13 protein-coding genes and 1 pseudogene are annotated in these 16513 nt (G+C 62.6%); 8 read left to right on the plus strand and 6 right to left on the minus strand.

All coding sequences use genetic code 11. The features are described 5' to 3' along the window. Positions 1-12: 12 nt before the first annotated feature. The gene (locus NKH83_RS05940) at positions 13-684 is read right to left on the minus strand and encodes an RNA polymerase sigma factor (protein WP_352479285.1); all 672 of its coding nucleotides are present in this window, start codon (positions 682-684) and stop codon (positions 13-15) included. Positions 685-928: 244 nt separating this feature from the next. Then, positions 929-2098: a cystathionine beta-lyase gene (locus NKH83_RS05945; RefSeq protein ID WP_352802541.1), complete on the minus strand. Its 1170-nt coding sequence runs from the start codon at positions 2096-2098 to the stop codon at positions 929-931. A 427-nt stretch (positions 2099-2525) separates the two neighbouring features. Here NKH83_RS05945 and NKH83_RS05950 point away from each other — a divergent pair, with 427 nt between their 5' ends. From NKH83_RS05950 to NKH83_RS05970, 5 genes are all read left to right on the plus strand, one after another. Next, positions 2526-3554, plus strand: coding sequence for an amino acid ABC transporter substrate-binding protein (locus NKH83_RS05950; RefSeq protein WP_352479287.1), 1029 nt, complete (start codon positions 2526-2528; stop codon positions 3552-3554). A gap of 63 nt (positions 3555-3617) precedes the next feature. Continuing rightward, the gene (locus tag NKH83_RS05955) at positions 3618-4805 is read left to right on the plus strand and encodes an amino acid ABC transporter permease (RefSeq protein ID WP_352802543.1); all 1188 of its coding nucleotides are present in this window, start codon (positions 3618-3620) and stop codon (positions 4803-4805) included. A 4-nt stretch (positions 4806-4809) separates the two neighbouring features. Beyond that, positions 4810-5967, plus strand: coding sequence for an amino acid ABC transporter permease (locus tag NKH83_RS05960; protein ID WP_352802545.1), 1158 nt, complete (start codon positions 4810-4812; stop codon positions 5965-5967). Positions 5968-6036: 69 nt separating this feature from the next. After that, entirely contained in the window at positions 6037-6786 is a 750-nt protein-coding gene (locus tag NKH83_RS05965) for an amino acid ABC transporter ATP-binding protein (protein ID WP_031212005.1), read from the plus strand. Positions 6787-7043: 257 nt separating this feature from the next. Beyond that, positions 7044-8960 carry a multicopper oxidase domain-containing protein gene (locus NKH83_RS05970; protein WP_352802548.1) on the plus strand — a complete coding sequence of 639 codons (1917 nt, stop codon included), beginning with the start codon at positions 7044-7046 and terminating at the stop codon, positions 8958-8960. Between the two features lie 94 nt (positions 8961-9054). Here NKH83_RS05970 and NKH83_RS05975 read toward each other — a convergent pair. Both NKH83_RS05975 and NKH83_RS05980 read right to left on the minus strand, forming a co-directional pair. Continuing rightward, a pseudogene (locus tag NKH83_RS05975) lies at positions 9055-10008 on the minus strand (cation diffusion facilitator family transporter); the annotation flags it as partial. A gap of 5 nt (positions 10009-10013) precedes the next feature. Further along, a complete protein-coding gene (locus tag NKH83_RS05980) occupies positions 10014-10277 on the minus strand; it encodes a metal-sensing transcriptional repressor (protein WP_023719742.1) in 264 nt (87 codons plus the stop codon). A 105-nt stretch (positions 10278-10382) separates the two neighbouring features. Here NKH83_RS05980 and NKH83_RS05985 point away from each other — a divergent pair, with 105 nt between their 5' ends. Next, positions 10383-11054 carry a TIGR02117 family protein gene (locus NKH83_RS05985; RefSeq protein WP_352802551.1) on the plus strand — a complete coding sequence of 224 codons (672 nt, stop codon included), beginning with the start codon at positions 10383-10385 and terminating at the stop codon, positions 11052-11054. 15 nt (positions 11055-11069) lie between these two features. On the opposite strand, the gene NKH83_RS05990 is transcribed toward NKH83_RS05985, so the two are convergent. Together NKH83_RS05990 and NKH83_RS05995 are read right to left on the minus strand one after the other, a co-directional pair. Next, entirely contained in the window at positions 11070-12302 is a 1233-nt protein-coding gene (locus NKH83_RS05990) for an FAD-dependent monooxygenase (protein WP_352802553.1), read from the minus strand. A 19-nt stretch (positions 12303-12321) separates the two neighbouring features. Continuing rightward, positions 12322-12567 (minus strand): zinc-finger domain-containing protein, encoded by a 246-nt coding sequence (locus NKH83_RS05995; RefSeq protein ID WP_254820632.1) that lies wholly within the window; start codon positions 12565-12567, stop codon positions 12322-12324. 149 nt (positions 12568-12716) lie between these two features. On the opposite strand from NKH83_RS05995, the gene NKH83_RS06000 reads away from it, so the two are divergent. After that, entirely contained in the window at positions 12717-14918 is a 2202-nt protein-coding gene (locus NKH83_RS06000) for an RNA degradosome polyphosphate kinase (RefSeq protein ID WP_352479292.1), read from the plus strand. Then, positions 14918-16450 carry an exopolyphosphatase gene (gene ppx / locus NKH83_RS06005; RefSeq protein WP_352802555.1) on the plus strand — a complete coding sequence of 511 codons (1533 nt, stop codon included), beginning with the start codon at positions 14918-14920 and terminating at the stop codon, positions 16448-16450. Before NKH83_RS06000 ends, ppx begins: the two co-directional genes overlap by 1 nt. Positions 16451-16513: the final 63 nt, after the last annotated feature.

The raw sequence follows: 16513 nt of genomic DNA on the forward strand, positions 1-16513 counted from the left end.
AATCGCCGCGGCCTATCCGGAAAGACCAAGCCGCTGCATCACGGCATTGGTCAGCCGTTCGCAGCGCCGGCCCGCGAACGGAAAGGCGTCGAGCAGCACCGGGCCGATCTGGTCGTCCAGCGCCTTGCGCACCAGCGCGCGGGCGCGGTGCAGCCGGGTCTTGATGGTTTCTGGTCGCACGCCAAGCAGTTCGGCGGTTTCCTCGATGCTCAATCCCTCGATGACGCGCGCCACGAACACCATCCGGTAGACATCGGGAAGACTGTCGGTTGCCCGTTCGACAAGCTCAAGGATCTGCCGTTGCGCCATCGTCCGCTCCGGATCGTCGCTCGGGTTGAAGGGAAACCGGATGATTTCGGCTTGCGGGTTTTCTGGCATCGCTACCATTCGCCGCCTTTTGCGCAAGCGGCCGAGGGCTTCGTTGATGACGATACGCGACAGCCATGTGGCGAGCGAGGCATCGCCGCGAAAGGACTCGAGATGGGCAAAGGCGCTGAGATAGGCCTCCTGGACGATGTCCTCGGCCTCGCTGTCGTTCCGCACAACGCCGCGGGCGATGCGGTAGAGCCTTTGGTTGTGCGTCTTGATGATGGTGCGGAATGCATCGCCATCACGTGCCAGCGCGCGGCCGACAAGCTGCATATCGCCGGAAGCGGCGGGCGTTGCCGTCAACGCAGCAGGCATGGCCGATCTCCTGATAGGCTTCTCATCGGATATTGGATGCATCGGCCGACAAAAGGTTCCCGACCGATTCCGCCGGCCAGCCTCGATCCGTTTCAAGCGCCGGCAGAGGCTATTCTACCGCCTTCACCACGCCGCCGCCCCTGTTTTGTAGAGCCCGCCGATCGGACGCCGTGATATCGCTCAGGATCGCAATTTTTCCAGGCTGTTACGCCGATTTTCTGACTCAGTCTGGAAAGGTGCTGGCTCAGGCCTCAGCGGCCGCCGCCAGCCCGCGCGCCAGGTCGGCCTTCAAATCCTCGACATCCTCGAGCCCGATCTGCAGGCGCACCAGCGGCCCGTCATACGGGCCCTTGGCGATTGTGCGGTCGCCAAGGAATACCGGCACGGCAAGGCTCTCATAGCCGCCCCAGGAATAGCCGAGGCCGAAAAACTTCAACGCGTCGAGGAAGGCGTGCTGCTGCTTCTGCCCGCCGCCCGCGAGAACGATCGAGAAGATGCCGCTCGATCCGCAAAAATCGCGCTTCCACATAGCGTGGTCGGGATGACTGGGCAGCCCCGGATGCAGCACCTGCGCTACGCCGGGCTGACCCTCCAACCAGCCGGCGAGGGAAAGCGCGCTCTTTTGATGATGCTCCAGCCGCACGCCCATCGTGCGCAGGCCGCGCAGCACCTGGTAGACGTCGTCCGGTCCGGCGCAGCAGCCCATCGTGTTGAACGTCTCGCAAAGCTGATTCCAGCAAGCTGCATTGGCCGACACCGTGCCGAGCAGCACGTCGGAATGGCCGGCCGGGTATTTCGTCGCCGCGTGGATCGAGATGTCGACGCCGTGGTCGAGCGGGCGGAAGTAGAGCGGCGTCGCCCAGGTGTTGTCCATCATGACGATGGCGCCGGCGGCATGTGCTGCCTTGGCGATGGCCGGTATGTCCTGCACCTCGAAAGTGTTGGAGGCCGGCGATTCGGTGAACACCACCTTGGTGTTGGGCTTGATCAGCGCCGCGATGCCGGCGCCGATGCGCGGTTCGTAATACTCGACCTCGATGCCCAGCCGCTTCAGCATCGTGTCGGCGAAGTTGCGGGTCGGATGATAAACGGAATCGACGATCAGCAGATGATCGCCGGCCGACAGGAAGGCGAGCAGCGGCAGCATCACCGCCGCCAGGCCGGACGGTACCGCGACCGTGCCTGCCGAACCTTCCAGCGCATCGATCGCGCTGTTCAGCGCATCGGTGGTCGGCGTGCCGCGCGTGCCGTAGGTGTATCTCTGGCTGCGTGAAGCCATCGCCGCCGCATTGGGATAGAGCACGGTCGAGGCATGCACCACCGGCGGATTGACGAAGCCGAAATAGTCATGCGGGTTGTTGCCGGAATGGGCGAGCCGCGTGTTGACGCCCATCTCGCTGCCGTCTTTTGCCATTGCTTTTCGTCCCATGGGTTGGTCGTTAGCCATAGTGCGGCGGCATTGGCCGCGCAACCGCACCGCAATCGCCAGGCCAAGGTCTTGAATATGCCAATTCAGCAATGCGCCGTAGATCCTCTGAACGGCTGCCAGGTGCGCTTGGCAAGTCACGGTCGGACTTTGCCGGCTTAATTGGCGCGCTGACCAATTTGCGAGCGCGTTTGTCTGCAATTTCAGGCATTTCAGGCGGTTGGTTTTCAAAGTCTTTCGGATTTGGTCATTTTCCTTGACCTCACAGGAATAATCGCCTTCGATGTTGTTCGTGAATGGGAGGCAGCGCGTCGGTTACGATGCGCGATTCCGGTAATGGGCCGGGATACATAGCTGCGTTCACACGGGAAAAAGTCAGGTTCGCCTGGAAAAAACAGAAAAGGGTCTGTGGGTCATGAAACACATTGCAATCGGCATTTTGGGCGCCGCCGCGTTTGGATTCGCGGCTTCGGCGGCTTCGGCGGCCACGCTCGACGATGTCAAAGCGAAGGGCTTCATCCAATGCGGCGTCTCGACCGGTCTGGCCGGCTTCTCGGCGCCGGACGACAAGGGTGAGTGGCAAGGCATCGACGCGGACTTCTGTCGCGCTGTGGCGGCCGCCGTGTTCGGCGATGGCACCAAGGTGAAGTTTACACCGCTCAGTGCCAAGGAGCGGTTTACCGCTCTGCAGTCGGGCGAGATTGACATCCTGTCGCGCAATACCACCTGGACCATCAATCGCGACACCGCACTCGGCCTGAACTTCATCGGCACGACTTATTATGACGGCCAGGGCTTCATGATCAACGCCAAGAAGCTTCCGGGCGTGAACTCGGCGCTGCAGCTTTCGGGCGCGGCGGTCTGCGTGCAGAGCGGTACCACGACCGAGCTCAACCTTGCCGACTATTTCAAGTCGAACAAGATGGAGTACAATCCTGTCGTCTTCGAAAAGCTGGAAGAGGTTAACGCCGCCTATGACGCCGGCCGCTGCGACGTATACACCACCGACCAGTCGGGCCTCTATGGCATCCGCCTGACGCTCGGTGCGCCGGCCGACCACGTCGTGTTGCCCGAGATCATCTCCAAGGAACCGCTTGGGCCGGCCGTACGCCAGGGCGACGACCAATGGTACCACATCGTCAAGTGGACCTATTTCGCGTTGCTCGACGCCGAGGAACTCGGCATCACCAAGGCCAATGTCGACGAGATGAAGAACTCGGACAGTCCCGAGATCAAGCGCGTGCTCGGCCAGGAAGCCGACACCAAGATCGGCACCGATCTCGGCGTCTCCAACGACTGGGTCGTCAACATCGTCAAGGCCGTCGGCAATTACGGCGAGATGTTCGAGCGCAATGTCGGCTCGGGCAGCCCGCTGAAGATCGCGCGCGGCATCAACGCGCTGTGGACCAAGGGTGGTCTGCAATACGCTCCGCCGATCCGCTGATCGAAAATGGATTCGGAAGGCAGATCGTCTGCCTTCCGGTCTCTCTTTCCAGGGGACTGTCGAATGGCATCGCAGGAAGCTCTTCGCGAGGGGCCAAGCCGCGGTTCCCTCATTAATGATCCTCGTGTCCGCGGTATATTCTTTCAAGCGCTGGTCCTCGTCCTGTTGGTAGCGGGGGTCTGGTGGGTTACCCACAATGTCATCGTCAATTTGACGCGCTTGCACATCGCTTCCGGTTTCGGCTTTCTCAAGGGCCGCGCCGGCTTCGACATCAGCGAAAGCGCCATCGCTTATTCGTCGGATTCGACTTATTTCCGAGCCATCCTGGTCGGCTTCATCAACACCGTGATCGTGGCTGTCGTCGGCATTATTACCGCCAGCATCATCGGTTTCATCGTCGGCATTGGCCGACTGTCGCGCAACTGGCTGATCAGGAAGATCTGCACGGTCTATGTCGAGGTCTTCCGCAACATCCCGCCGCTGCTGGTCATCTTCTTCTGGTATTCCGGCGTGCTCGCCGTGCTGCCGCCGCCGCGCGAGAGCATTAATTTGCCGTTCGGCTCCTTTCTCAACCAGCGCGGCTTCTATTTTCCGCGCGCTGTCTGGGGCGAGGGCTCCTGGCTGATCCTGGTCGCCCTGCTCCTCGGCATTGCCATGGCCTGGTTCGTCGCCCGCAAGGCGCGGCAGCGGCAGATGGCGACGGGTCAGCCATTCCCGGTGCTCTGGACATCGATAGCGTTGATTGTCGGCCTGCCCCTGCTGGCCTACGCGCTGAGCGGCTTTCCTCTGAGCTTCGAATTCCCGAAGCAATCGACTTTCAACCTGGTCGGTGGCTTTCAGGTCAGACCGGAGTTCCTGTCACTCTATCTGGCGTTGTCCTGCTATACGGCCGCCTTCATCGCCGAGATCGTGCGCGCCGGCATCAGGGGCGTCAGCACGGGCCAGACCGAGGCGGCCGCGGCACTTGGGCTGCGCTCGGGATCGATCCTCAGGCTTGTCGTCGTGCCGCAGGCGATGCGCATCGTTATTCCGCCGCTGACCAGCCAGTATCTGAACTTGACCAAAAACTCTTCACTCGCCATCGCCATCGGCTATCCGGACCTGACGGCGACTGCCGGCACTGTCTTGAACCAGACCGGGCAGGCGGTTGAAGGCGTGGTGATCATGATGGCTGTCTATCTCGCGCTAAGCCTGATCACGTCGGCGATCATGAACGTCGTCAATGCCAGGATGGCGCTGGTGGAGAGGTAGGGCCATGCAGGAACACGACATGTCCTGGGTGCGGACGGAGATGGCGCTGGCCCAACCGGCGCCGTCGAGCGAGCGTGGCCTCACCGCCTGGATCCGCAAGAACCTGATTGCCACCACGGGCGACACCATTCTCACCATCGTCGGCATCGCGCTGGTCGCTATAATCCTGCCCCAAATCATCAATTGGGCCTTCATCAACGCCCAGTGGACCGGACCGGACCGCTCGGTCTGCGCCACCGTGGCGCAAGGCGGCATCCAGCCGGATGGCTGGACCGGTGCTTGCTGGGCATTCGTCAACGCCAAGTTCGGCCAGTTCATGTTCGGCACCTATCCTATCGAGGAGCGTTGGCGGCCGATCGTGGTGGCCATCCTGTTCGTGGCGCTGTTGGTGCCGCTGCTCATTCCGCGCGTACCGCGCAAGGGGCTGAATGCCATTCTTCTCTTTCTTGTACTGCCGGTCGTCGCCTTCGTTCTGTTGGTCGGCGGCCTATTCGGCCTGCCGCATGTCGAGACGTCGCGTTGGGGTGGACTGCTGGTGACGCTCAGCCTGTCCTTCGTCGGTATTGCCGTGTCGCTGCCGATCGGCATCGTGCTGGCGCTCGGCCGGCGCTCGAACATGCCGATCGTCAAGCTGCTGTGCGTGATCTTCATCGAGACGGTACGCGGCATCCCGCTGATTACGGTGCTGTTCTTTGCCAGCGTGATGCTGCCGCTGTTCCTGCCGGCCGGCGTCAGCTTCGATAAGTTCCTGCGCGCGCTGATCGGCGTGTCGCTGTTTGCCGCCGCCTACATGGCCGAAGTGGTGCGTGGCGGCCTGCAGGCGATCCCCAAAGGCCAGTATGAGGGCGCCGATTCGCTCGGCCTCAGCTACTGGCAGAAGATGGGCCTGGTCGTCATGCCGCAGGCGCTGAAGCTGGTCATTCCCGGCATCGTCAACACCTTCATCGGCATGTTCAAGGACACCAGCCTGGTCATCGTCATCTCGATGTTCGACCTCCTCGGCATCGTCAAGCAGAACTTCTCCGACGCCAATTGGGCGACGCCGCAGACGGCCAGGTCCGGCCTGGTGTTCGCGGCCTTCATCTTCTGGCTGTTCTGCTTCGGCATGTCGCGCTATTCAATGTACACGGAACGCCGTCTCGACACCGGCCACAAACGCTAAAAAGGGGACCTTGTCATGGCCATAGAAAACGCCGTCAGCGCGGAAGAGATCAAGGTCAATGCCGCCAAGATGCACATTTCCACCACTGATGTCGCCATCGACATCATCGCCATGCACAAATGGTACGGCGAATTCCATGTGCTGAAGGACATCAATCTAAAGGTGATGCGCGGCGAGCGCATCGTCATCTGCGGCCCGTCGGGCTCCGGCAAATCGACGATGATCCGCTGCATCAACCGGCTGGAGGAACACCAGAAGGGCAAGATCATCGTCGACGGCAAGGAACTGACCAACGATCTGAAGAAGATCGACGAGGTGCGCCGCGAGGTCGGCATGGTGTTCCAGCACTTCAACCTGTTCCCGCATCTGACCATTCTGGAGAATTGCACGCTGGCGCCGATCTGGGTGCGCAAGATGCCGCGCAAACAGGCCGAGGAAATCGCCATGCATTTCCTCAAGCGTGTCAAGATCCCGGAACAGGCCAACAAATATCCCGGCCAGCTTTCCGGCGGCCAGCAACAGCGCGTGGCGATCGCCCGCTCGCTGTGCATGAACCCGCGCATCATGCTGTTCGACGAGCCGACCTCGGCTCTCGATCCGGAAATGATCAAGGAAGTGCTGGAGACGATGGTCGGGCTGGCGGAGGAAGGCATGACCATGCTCTGCGTCACTCACGAGATGGGCTTTGCGCGCAAAGTCGCCAACCGGGTGATCTTCATGGACCAAGGCCAGATCGTCGAGCAGAACACGCCGGCCGAGTTCTTCGACCACCCGCGCCATGAGCGCACGAAGCTGTTCCTGTCGCAGATCCTGCACTGATCCTGTACCCCGGTTCGGACAAGAGCGGCGGATCAAGCCTCTCTGTCTTGCTGGCTTCGCGCGCGTATTCGACGAGCGCTGACCGTGCGCTGCGCAAGAAGATAGCAAGCGCGCTTCAGGTCGTTCGAGTGGTCACGTTGCAACCTGGTAACTAAGGCCGGCGCGGATCATAAGCGCGCCGGCTGCGTTCATTGCCATTGGGAGTTGTATAGCGAGCCGCGTGGGCGCGTGCGGCGGCAGGTCACGGGTTCATCCGGATGCTCATCCAACCGATCGATTATTTCCTCGTCGTCTGGTTCGCGCTGGCGCTGGCTTCGACGCTTTATGTCGGCTTCGACCAATATCGCAACAACCCCGAGCCGGTGGTGATGAAATGGGGCTTCATTCTGGTCACCCTCTATATGGGTCCGCTCGGCTTGCTGCTCTACGTGCTCGCCGACAAGGAGCCTCGGCCCGGCGAGCATGAACTCTTCACCCGGCCGCTCTGGAAGCAGGGCGTCGGCTCCACTATCCACTGCGTCGCCGGCGATGCCACCGGCATCATTCTTGCCGCCGCCGTCACGGCGGCGCTCGGCCTGCCGATGTGGATCGACCTGATCGTCGAATATCTGGCCGGCTTTGCCTTCGGCCTGTTCATCTTCCAATCGCTGTTCATGAAATCGATGATGGGCGGCACCTATTGGGAGAACGTGCGCAAGAGCTTCCTGCCCGAGTTCATCTCCATGAACTTCATGATGGCCGGCATGGCGCCGGTCATGAGCTTCCTGATGATGGGCCGCGACATGCGCGCGATGGAACCGACGGAGCTGTTGTTCTGGGGCGTGATGTCGATCGGCGTCATCGCCGGCTTTGCGCTTGCCTACCCGGCCAATGTCTGGCTGGTCGCGCGGGGGCTGAAGCATGGGCTGATGACGCAGCGCGCGCAGGCAGCCGGCATCGATGGTCAGGAGCAGCCTGCGACGAGGCAACATGCGCAGATGCAAATGCAGCAGGCCGACGCCAGCGGCCATCGCGGGCAGCGCCACGATATGGCTTCCCACAAAGGCAAAGGCGGCGGCCATCACATGGAGACAGATGCCACGACGCCGCAGGTCGCTGCCCTAGGTGCCGTCTCCCTGCTGGCGCTCGGCATCGGCATGATCGCGCCGGCGAACTGGCTGAACCTGACGCTGTCGGCACGCGACGTCGGCGGGGTGATCATGCCGCGAGGCATGATCATGGATCGCGACACGCCGGCCGATACGATGCGCGACATGGCCGCCACCGATCCGCGCCTCGTGGCCGCCTCTTATGGTCTGTCGACAAGGGGTGACCAGGACCTGCCGTTTCGAGTTGAGAAAGGCGTCAAGGTATTCGAGCTCAGGCCTTCAGTGGTCCGCTGGCAGATCCTGCCGGACGTTGCGGTCGACGCCTATGCCTATAATGGCCAGATTCCTGGTCCGCGAATTCACATTCGCCAGGGCGATCGGGTCAGGATCAACGTCACCAACGGCCTGCCTGAGGAAACGACCATCCATTGGCACGGGATGATCTTGCCGAACCAGATGGATGGACCGGCCGAGATCACGCAGGCGCCGATCGAGCCCGGGCAATCCTATTCATACGAATTCACCGCAACCCAGCACGGAACCTATTTCTATCACCCACATGCCAAGCCGGACCGAACCCAGGCGCTCGGCCTCTACGGTGCGCTGATCATCGATCCCGCCAATCCCGCCGACGAGGTCGCGGCCGACCATGATTACGTCATCGAGCTTCAGGAATGGCTGGTGCGGGAAGGGCTGACCTACCCGTCGATGCCGATGGACGGCGGCATGCCGAATTTCTTCACCATCAACGGCAAGGCCTATCCCTCGACCGAGACGATCCCGATGAAGGTTGGCGAGACGCTCAAGGTGCGGTTCATCGGCACCAACAACGGCTTCATCCATCCGATGCATATCCATGGCGGACCGTTCGAGGTCGTTGCCCGCGACGGCGAAACGATCGCTGCCTCGGGTCGTTTCCTTGCCGATACGGTCAATGTCGGGCCGGGTCAGCGCTACGACGTGATCTGGAAGGCGCAGCGTCCGGGCAAATGGCTGATCCATTGCCACATCCCGCATCACACCACGAACAACAATGTCGAGGAGAAGGGCGGAGGCGGGCTGATGGTCGTCATCGATGTCACCTGACCGTAGCCGTCTAAAAAGGAGCGTCAGTGCTCGTGGCCGTGGTTTTCGTCATGCACGTCTCGTGAGGGTGCGGATGGTCGTTCTCTCCACGTTCGGTTGAAAACCGCACATTCGCCGTAGCCAAGGCCGGCATATGCTGGGACAGTTCGTCCTTCAGCGCTGCCGCGATGTTGTTCGCTTCCGAGAGCGGCAGGGTTTCGTCTGCGGCAATTGCGATGTCGGCGTGCAATCTATGACCGATCCAGCGCGCCTTGGCATCGACAATGCGTGCGCCCGGAACGTGCTCGGCGGCATGCCGGATTTCATCCATCACACCGGGTTCGATTCCATCCAGCATGCGGGTCAGCACCGAGCGGGCCGATTGCCAGACGATACCGAAGATCGCAATCGTGATCAGCAGGCCGACAATCGGGTCGGCCAAGGAAAAGCCGAGCCAGACGCCGATGGCTCCGATGACCACGGCAAGGCTGGTAAGTCCGTCGGTGCGGGCGTGATAGCCGTCGGCAATCAGTGCCGCGCTGTTGATTTCGCGGCCGACACGGATACGGAACACGGCAACGGCCTCGTTGCCGAGGAAGCCGACAATGCCCGCCGCCGCCAGCCAGCCCAGGTGCGTCACCGCTTGTGGATTGATCAGCCTGTCGATGGCTTGGTAGGCGGCGACTACAGCGCTGAACAGGATGACGAGCACGATGATGATGCCGGCCAGATCCTCGACCCGGCCCAAGCCATAGGTGAAGGTCCGCGACGGCTTGCGCCGCGCCAGCACGAACGCAATCCATAGCGGGATCGCCGTGGTCGCATCGCCGATGTTATGGATCGTATCGGCCAGCAATGCCACGCTCCCCGACAGCACAACCACGACCATCTGCAATGCTGCGGTGATCGCCAGGATCACGAACGACCATTTGATTGCGCAGATGCCCCGATCGGTGGTGGCAATTGTCGCATCGATGACGCCATGGCTGTGGCCGTGCGGACCGTGATCGCCGTGATGATGTGCGGCGTGCGAGCCGAACCCGAGCCATTCCAGAATGCGGGCTACGATGGCATTCATAGATATTTCGCCAGCTGCTTGAGTTCCGCCAGCGAGTTGCCGCCGGTTTCGACGCTGTCCGTCAGGCAATGCTCGATGTGATCGTTGATCAGCTCGCGCTTGGCGCTGCTGATGGCCCGTTCGACGGCATGAAGCTGCTGCGCCAGATCAACGCAAGGGCGATGCGCCTCGATCATCGCCAGCACCGCCGCGAGGTGGCCTTGCGCGCGCTTCAGGCGCTTTATGATGGAAGGATGCGAAGCGTGGAGGTGATCTGACATGCCTCTGCATATCCTCCCCGGGAGGATACGCGTCAAGCTCTAAGTCAGCTGTGCAATTTCCGGAGAGGCTTCACCTTGAACATTGCTTGGCCTATGCCTTCCTCCATGAAGAAGCTTGCTCGTTTTCTCGGCCTGCTGGTCGTTGCAGCAGTCCTTGCGGTGGCGCTGGGCGCGCTGCTGCCGCGCCCGCTCTGGCCGGCGGCCGCTGCCGATCCGATCGGCGCAAGCCACCGCATCCTGGTGCTGAAAAATCCGATCCACACCGACATCGCCATCCCGGTCGACGACGATGTGCGCCGGCGCTTCCACTTCTTGGTCGATGCCGGCATTCCGGCCGACATGGCGGAGGTCCGCTACATCGTCTTCGGCTGGGGCGGCCGCGCCTTCTATCTCGAGACGCCGACCTGGTCGGAACTGAAGGCAGTGCCGGTGATGAAGGCGCTGACCGTCGATGCCTCGGTGATGCATGTCGACATTTCAGGCGAAATCGCCTCGCCGCATCCCGACGTCGCCGGCTTCGACGCAAGTGAGGAACGCTTTGCGGCGCTGCTCGATTTCATTGCAGCGAGTTTTCAGCAGGGACCGAACGGGGCCATGCCGATCGAGGATGCGGCCTACTCCCGTTTCGATCGTTTCTTCGAAGCCAATGGCCATTTCAACGCGCTGGTCGGCTGCAACACCTGGGCGGCGGCGGCACTGCGCACCGCCGGCCTGCGCACCGGCTGGTGGAACCCGCTGCCGGCCTCGCTTAGCCTGTCGATGCGGCTTTACAATTGACAAGGCTCCGATGACTTAGGACCGCCGAGCGTCCGCCCGCCAGCCATAGAGCCAGTCCAGATCAGCGGCGAGTTTTTCGGGTGAGCGCATCGCCAGGAACAGGTTGCGGGCCATCGCCACCGGCCCGGCCGCATGCCAGGCGACGCGGTTGAGGGCGCCGCGGCGGGCGACCTGGGATACGCGCGGCCGCCGCGCCTGTTCCCAGGCGACAAGCGCGCTGCTGAGGTCGGCAGGCGAGGTGGCAACGAAACCGGCAAGGGTTACCGCGTCCTCGATCGCCATCGCCGCTCCCTGTGCGGCAAACGGCGTCATCGCATGCGCCGCATCGCCGATCAGCGCTATGCCCTCCGGCGTCGTCCACCGCCGCTGCTCGACGGTATGGATCGGCCATGCCGTCCATGGCGCGGCCTCGCTCGCCAGACGGACCAGCGCCGGCGCGGTACCGCGCATGGCGCTGGCGAGGATGGCGGGGTCGGCATGCCCCGACCAGCTCTCGGCGATGCGCTCGCCCTTGGTGAAGGCCGCGAGGTTGAAGGCCGCGCCACGGCTGACCGGATAGGCGACCATATGGAAGCCTGGATAGAGGAATGTGGTAACGCAATCGGGCGCACCGATCACCCTGAAGGCTTGTCCGGCGAGGCTGTCCGCGGCCACCGTTGCGCGCCAGGCAAGCTCGCCCGAGAAGCTGCTTCTCCGGAAATCGGCCCCCTCGCGGGCGAGCGTTTCTCGCACCGACGACCAGACGCCATCGGCTCCGACCAGCAACGATGCTTCGGCTTCGATGGTCGTGCCGGCAATCTCGACTGTTGCGGTGATGCCATTCGGTCCGGTTGCGACGCCGCCGACGCGGGCACCGGTGACAAGCTCGACCTCGGACCGCTCTGCTGTCCGCGCCATCAGCGCTGACTGCAGATCGGCGCGGTGGGCGACGAGATAGGGTGCTCCCCAGCGCGTTTCAGCCACCCGGCCAAGCGGTACGCGCGCCAGCTCGCGCAGCGTGACGGCATCCTTGAGCACGACCGCCTCCGGCCGCACCGCCGTCGGCAGCAGCCGATCGAGTACGCCGAATTGTCGAAGGATGCATGTCGCGTTGGGTGAAAGCTGGATACCGGCGCCGGCAGCCTCGAGATGCTGCGCCTGTTCGAACAGTTTTATCCGATAGCCGCGCTCGGCAAAGGCCAGTGCCACGGTCAGCCCGGCGACGCCCGCCCCGGCGATGACCACCTGCCGGGACTGCGTTTCTCGCATCAGGCTTGTCGCGGAAGAATCAGGCGGCCTGGTCGATATAGAGGCAGCCTGGCGGCTGCGTTTCCAATGCCTTCAGCTTGGGCGAATAGCGATAGAGCGTCGAGCAATAGGGGCAGACTTTTTCATTGTCGTCGCCCATATCGAGAAATACATGCGGATGGTCGAAAGGCGGATTGGCGCCGGTGCACATGAATTCCTTGACGCCGATGTCGATTGCCGGATAGCCCGCATCGTTCTGGAAATGGGGAATGGAACCGCCTGCCATCGTCGTCTCCTGATCTTGTCGATTGCATCTGGATCATAACCCATCTCTTTGCAAGATCGATGAAATGAAACTGTCGCAAAAGCCTGTCAGAGGATAAGTTGAGCCGGTTAAGGCTGTGGTCGTCGAACGGTGTGGGAAGAGCGGAAACCATGAACGAACTGAAGCCGGTGCAGAACGAATTCATCACCGTCGAGGCCGCGAGCCGCGAAGGCGGCAATCCCGACCGCTTCGTCAATCGCGAGTTTTCCTGGCTGCAATTCAACCGGCGCGTGCTCGAGGAATCGCTGAACGCAAATCATCCGCTGCTCGAGCGCGTGCGCTTTCTGTCGATATCGGCCGCCAACCTCGACGAGTTCTTCATGGTCCGCGTCGCCGGTCTTGCCGGCCAGGTGCGCGAGGGCATCGTGCTGAAGAGCCCGGATGGGCGCACTCCCGAGCAGCAGCTCGAACAATTGCTGCGCGAGGTCGAGCGCCTGCAGGAGGACCAGCAGAACAGCCTTTCGGCGCTGATGCTGCTGCTCGACAAACAGGGCATCGAAAGCATCACCCGCGATGCGCTGACCAAGGACGAGAAGACCTGGCTCGAGGACCATTTCCAGGAGCAGGTATTTCCGGTCCTGACCCCGCTGTCGATCGACCCGGCGCATCCGTTCCCGTTCATTCCCAACCTCGGTTTCTCGATGGCGCTGCAATTGCGCCACCGCAAGAACGGCGAGGAAATGAGCGCGCTTTTGCGCCTGCCGGTGGCGCTGAGGCGCTTCATCCGCTTGCCGGATCGCAAGCATCATGTCCGCTTCATTCCACTCGAAGAGGCGGTCAGTCTCTATATCGGCAAGCTGTTCCCCGGCTATGAGGTCAAGGGCTCCGGCACGTTCCGCATCATCCGCGACAGCGATATCGAGGTCGAGGAAGAATCAGAGGATCTGGTGCGGCTGTTCGAGACGGCGCTGAAGCGGCGACGCCGCGGCTCGGTCATCCGCATCGAGTTCGACAGGTCGATGCCGGCCGAATTGCGCGATTTCGTCGCCGGCGAGCTCGGCGTCTCGGCCAGCCGGATCAGCGTGCTCACCGGTCCGCTGGCGCTCAGCCAGATCTCGGAGATCGTCGCCGTCGCCCGCGACGATCTGAAGTTCACGCCGTACAATCCGCGCTTTCCCGAGCGCATCCGCGAGCATGGCGGCGACTGTTTTGCCGCGATCCGCGAGAAGGACATCATCGTCCACCACCCTTACGAATCCTTCGACGTGGTGGTGCAGTTTCTGCGCCAGGCAATGGCCGACCCGGAAGTGGTGGCGATCAAGCAGACGCTCTACCGCACCTCCAACGACAGCCCGATCGTACGGGCTTTGGTCGATGCGGCGGAAGCCGGCAAGTCGGTGACGGCGCTGGTCGAGCTCAAGGCGCGCTTCGACGAGGAGGCCAACATCCGCTGGGCGCGCGACCTCGAGCGCGCCGGCGTCCAGGTCGTCTTTGGCTTTCTCGAACTGAAGACCCACGCAAAGATGTCGCTGGTCGTGCGGCGCGAGGACGGCAGGCTGCGCAATTACGTGCATCTCGGCACCGGCAACTACCACCCGGTCACCGCCCGCATCTACACCGACCTGTCCTTCTTCACCACCGACCCGACAATCGCGCGCGATGTCGCCCAGTTGTTCAACTTCATCACCGGCTATGCCGAGCCGGCCGAGCAGATGCGGCTGGCCATCTCGCCGTTCACGCTGCGCGACCGCATCCTCCAGCACATTTCGGATGAGATCAGCCACGCGTTGGAGGGCAGACCGGCCCGCATCTGGATGAAGATGAACGCTTTGGTCGACCCGATCGTCATCGACGCGCTCTACGATGCCAGCCGCGCCGGCGTCGAGATCGATCTCGTCGTGCGCGGCATCTGCTGTCTGAGACCGCAGGTGCCCGGCCTATCGGAGAACATCAGGGTGAAGTCGATCGTCGGCCGCTTCCTCGAGCACAGCCGAATCTATTGCTTCGGCAACGGCCACGGCCTGCCCTCGGACGGGGCGATCGTCTACATCTCCTCGGCCGATCTGATGCCTCGCAATCTCGACCGCCGCGTCGAGACCATGGTGCCGATCACCAATCCAACTGTGCATGAGCAGGTGCTCGGCCAGATCATGCTCGGCAACATCATGGACAACCAGCAAAGTTTCGACGTATTGGCTGATGGAACCTCCCGGCGCGTCGTGCTGGAAGAGGGCGAGGAACCGTTCAACGCGCAGGAATATTTCATGACCAATCCGAGCCTGTCCGGACGGGGCGATGCGTTGAAGTCGCATGCGCCCAAGCGCATCGCGCAGTTCAAACGCCGCAAGAAACAGAACGCAGCGACGGGCTGATGATTTCAGCGTCCCAGGGCCGGCTCCAGGACCGCCGACCGCTGTCCATCATCGATATCGGGTCGAACTCGATCCGTCTTGTGATCTATGAGGGGCTGGCGCGCTCGCCGACCTTGCTGTTCAACGAAAAGATGCTGGCCGGCCTCGGCCGCGGCATCGTTTCGACCGGAAAGCTCGATCCCGAGGCGGTGACGCGTTCGATGGAAGAGTTCCGCCGCTTCCGCGCGCTCTCCGACCAGGCCGGCGCCGAGCGCATGTATGTGCTGGCGACCGCCGCCGCTCGTGAGGCGGTCAACGGCCCCGACTTCATCCATCGCGCCGAGGATGTGCTCAAGACCGAGATCCAGGTGCTGAGCGGCCGCGAGGAAGCTCATTATTCGGCACTCGGCGTCATCTCCGGTTTCCATCCGGCCAACGGCATCGCCGGCGACCTTGGCGGCGGCAGCCTCGAACTGATCGATATCGACGGTGAGACGATCGGTGACGGCATCACGCTGCCGTTGGGCGGCTTGCGCCTGCAGGACATGGCGAAGAACTCGCTGGCCCAGGCGGCAAGGATCACGCGCGAGCAACTGGCGCGGGCGAAATTGCTGAAGGGCGGCCAGGGCAGGGCCTTCTACGCAGTCGGCGGCACCTGGCGAAACCTCGCCCGGCTGCACATGGAAATGACCAACTACCCGCTCGGCGTCATGCACCACTACGAGATCGGCATCGAAAGCGCCGCGAACTTCCTCCGGCAGGTCGCCAAAGCCGAGATCGACAAGATCAAAGGCATCGAGGGCATCTCCAAGAACCGCCGCTCGCTGCTGCCCTATGGCGCCATCGTGCTGCAGGAGATCATGGCGGCGATGCAGCCGTCGAAGATCATCGTGTCGGCGCTGGGCGTGCGCGAGGGCTTTCTCTATTCGCTGCTCGATAAGGCCGAGCAGAAAGCCGATCCGCTGATCTCGGCTGCGGAAGAGCTTGCCCGCCTGCGCTCGCGCTCGGTCGACCACGCGCATGAGCTTGTCGAATGGACCGGCAAGGCGTTCGCCGCCTTCGGCATCGACGAAACCAGGGATGAGGCGCGCTACCGCCACGCCGCCTGCCTGCTCGCCGATATCGGCTGGCGTGCCCATCCCGAATATCGCGGCAAGCAATCGCTCAACATCATCGCTCACGCCTCGTTTATTGGCGTCGACCATCCCGGCCGCGCCTTCCTGGCGCTTGTCAGCCTGTTTCGCCACGAGGGCGTGTTCAATGAAGCCGCTCCGGAAATCCGCGGGCTGGCGACACCGCGCTATCTCGAGCGCGCCCGCGTGCTGGCCGCGCTGCTGCGCGTCGTCTATTTGCTGAGCGCGGCAATGCCCGGCGTCATGCCGCGACTGAAATGGGAAAACCGCGGCAATGGCGTGCTGGCGCTGGTGCTGCCGGCAGCGCTGGCCGATCTTTACGGCGAGCGGCCGGCCGGCCGGCTGGCACAGCTGGCAAGGGTCACCAACCGCCGGCTGGTGCTGGCGGTCGAGGGCGGGCCTAGCATGTCTGTCAAATAGACGCCCGCGCTGTCGCGTCGCGACCGTTGAGGAAAGAAGGGAAACGCGGTGAAATCCAGGCAG

It is taken from the genome of Mesorhizobium sp. M0909 (assembly GCF_040319515.1).
GTDB lineage: Bacteria > Pseudomonadota > Alphaproteobacteria > Rhizobiales > Rhizobiaceae > Mesorhizobium.

Excerpts from the sequence above, each read along its gene's own strand:
- NKH83_RS05940 (WP_352479285.1), bottom strand. The coding sequence starts at position 684 with ATGCCTGCTGCGTTGACGGCAACGCCCGCCGCTTCCGGCGATATGCAG.
- NKH83_RS05945 (WP_352802541.1), bottom strand. The coding sequence starts at position 2,098 with ATGGCAAAAGACGGCAGCGAGATGGGCGTCAACACGCGGCTCGCCCAT.
- NKH83_RS05950 (WP_352479287.1), top strand. The coding sequence starts at position 2,526 with ATGAAACACATTGCAATCGGCATTTTGGGCGCCGCCGCGTTTGGATTC.
- NKH83_RS05955 (WP_352802543.1), top strand. The coding sequence starts at position 3,618 with ATGGCATCGCAGGAAGCTCTTCGCGAGGGGCCAAGCCGCGGTTCCCTC.
- NKH83_RS05960 (WP_352802545.1), top strand. The coding sequence starts at position 4,810 with ATGCAGGAACACGACATGTCCTGGGTGCGGACGGAGATGGCGCTGGCC.
- NKH83_RS05965 (WP_031212005.1), top strand. The coding sequence starts at position 6,037 with ATGCACATTTCCACCACTGATGTCGCCATCGACATCATCGCCATGCAC.
- NKH83_RS05970 (WP_352802548.1), top strand. The coding sequence starts at position 7,044 with ATGCTCATCCAACCGATCGATTATTTCCTCGTCGTCTGGTTCGCGCTG.
- NKH83_RS05980 (WP_023719742.1), bottom strand. The coding sequence starts at position 10,277 with ATGTCAGATCACCTCCACGCTTCGCATCCTTCCATCATAAAGCGCCTG.
- NKH83_RS05985 (WP_352802551.1), top strand. The coding sequence starts at position 10,383 with ATGAAGAAGCTTGCTCGTTTTCTCGGCCTGCTGGTCGTTGCAGCAGTC.
- NKH83_RS05990 (WP_352802553.1), bottom strand. The coding sequence starts at position 12,302 with ATGCGAGAAACGCAGTCCCGGCAGGTGGTCATCGCCGGGGCGGGCGTC.
- NKH83_RS05995 (WP_254820632.1), bottom strand. The coding sequence starts at position 12,567 with ATGGCAGGCGGTTCCATTCCCCATTTCCAGAACGATGCGGGCTATCCG.
- NKH83_RS06000 (WP_352479292.1), top strand. The coding sequence starts at position 12,717 with ATGAACGAACTGAAGCCGGTGCAGAACGAATTCATCACCGTCGAGGCC.
- ppx (WP_352802555.1), top strand. The coding sequence starts at position 14,918 with ATGATTTCAGCGTCCCAGGGCCGGCTCCAGGACCGCCGACCGCTGTCC.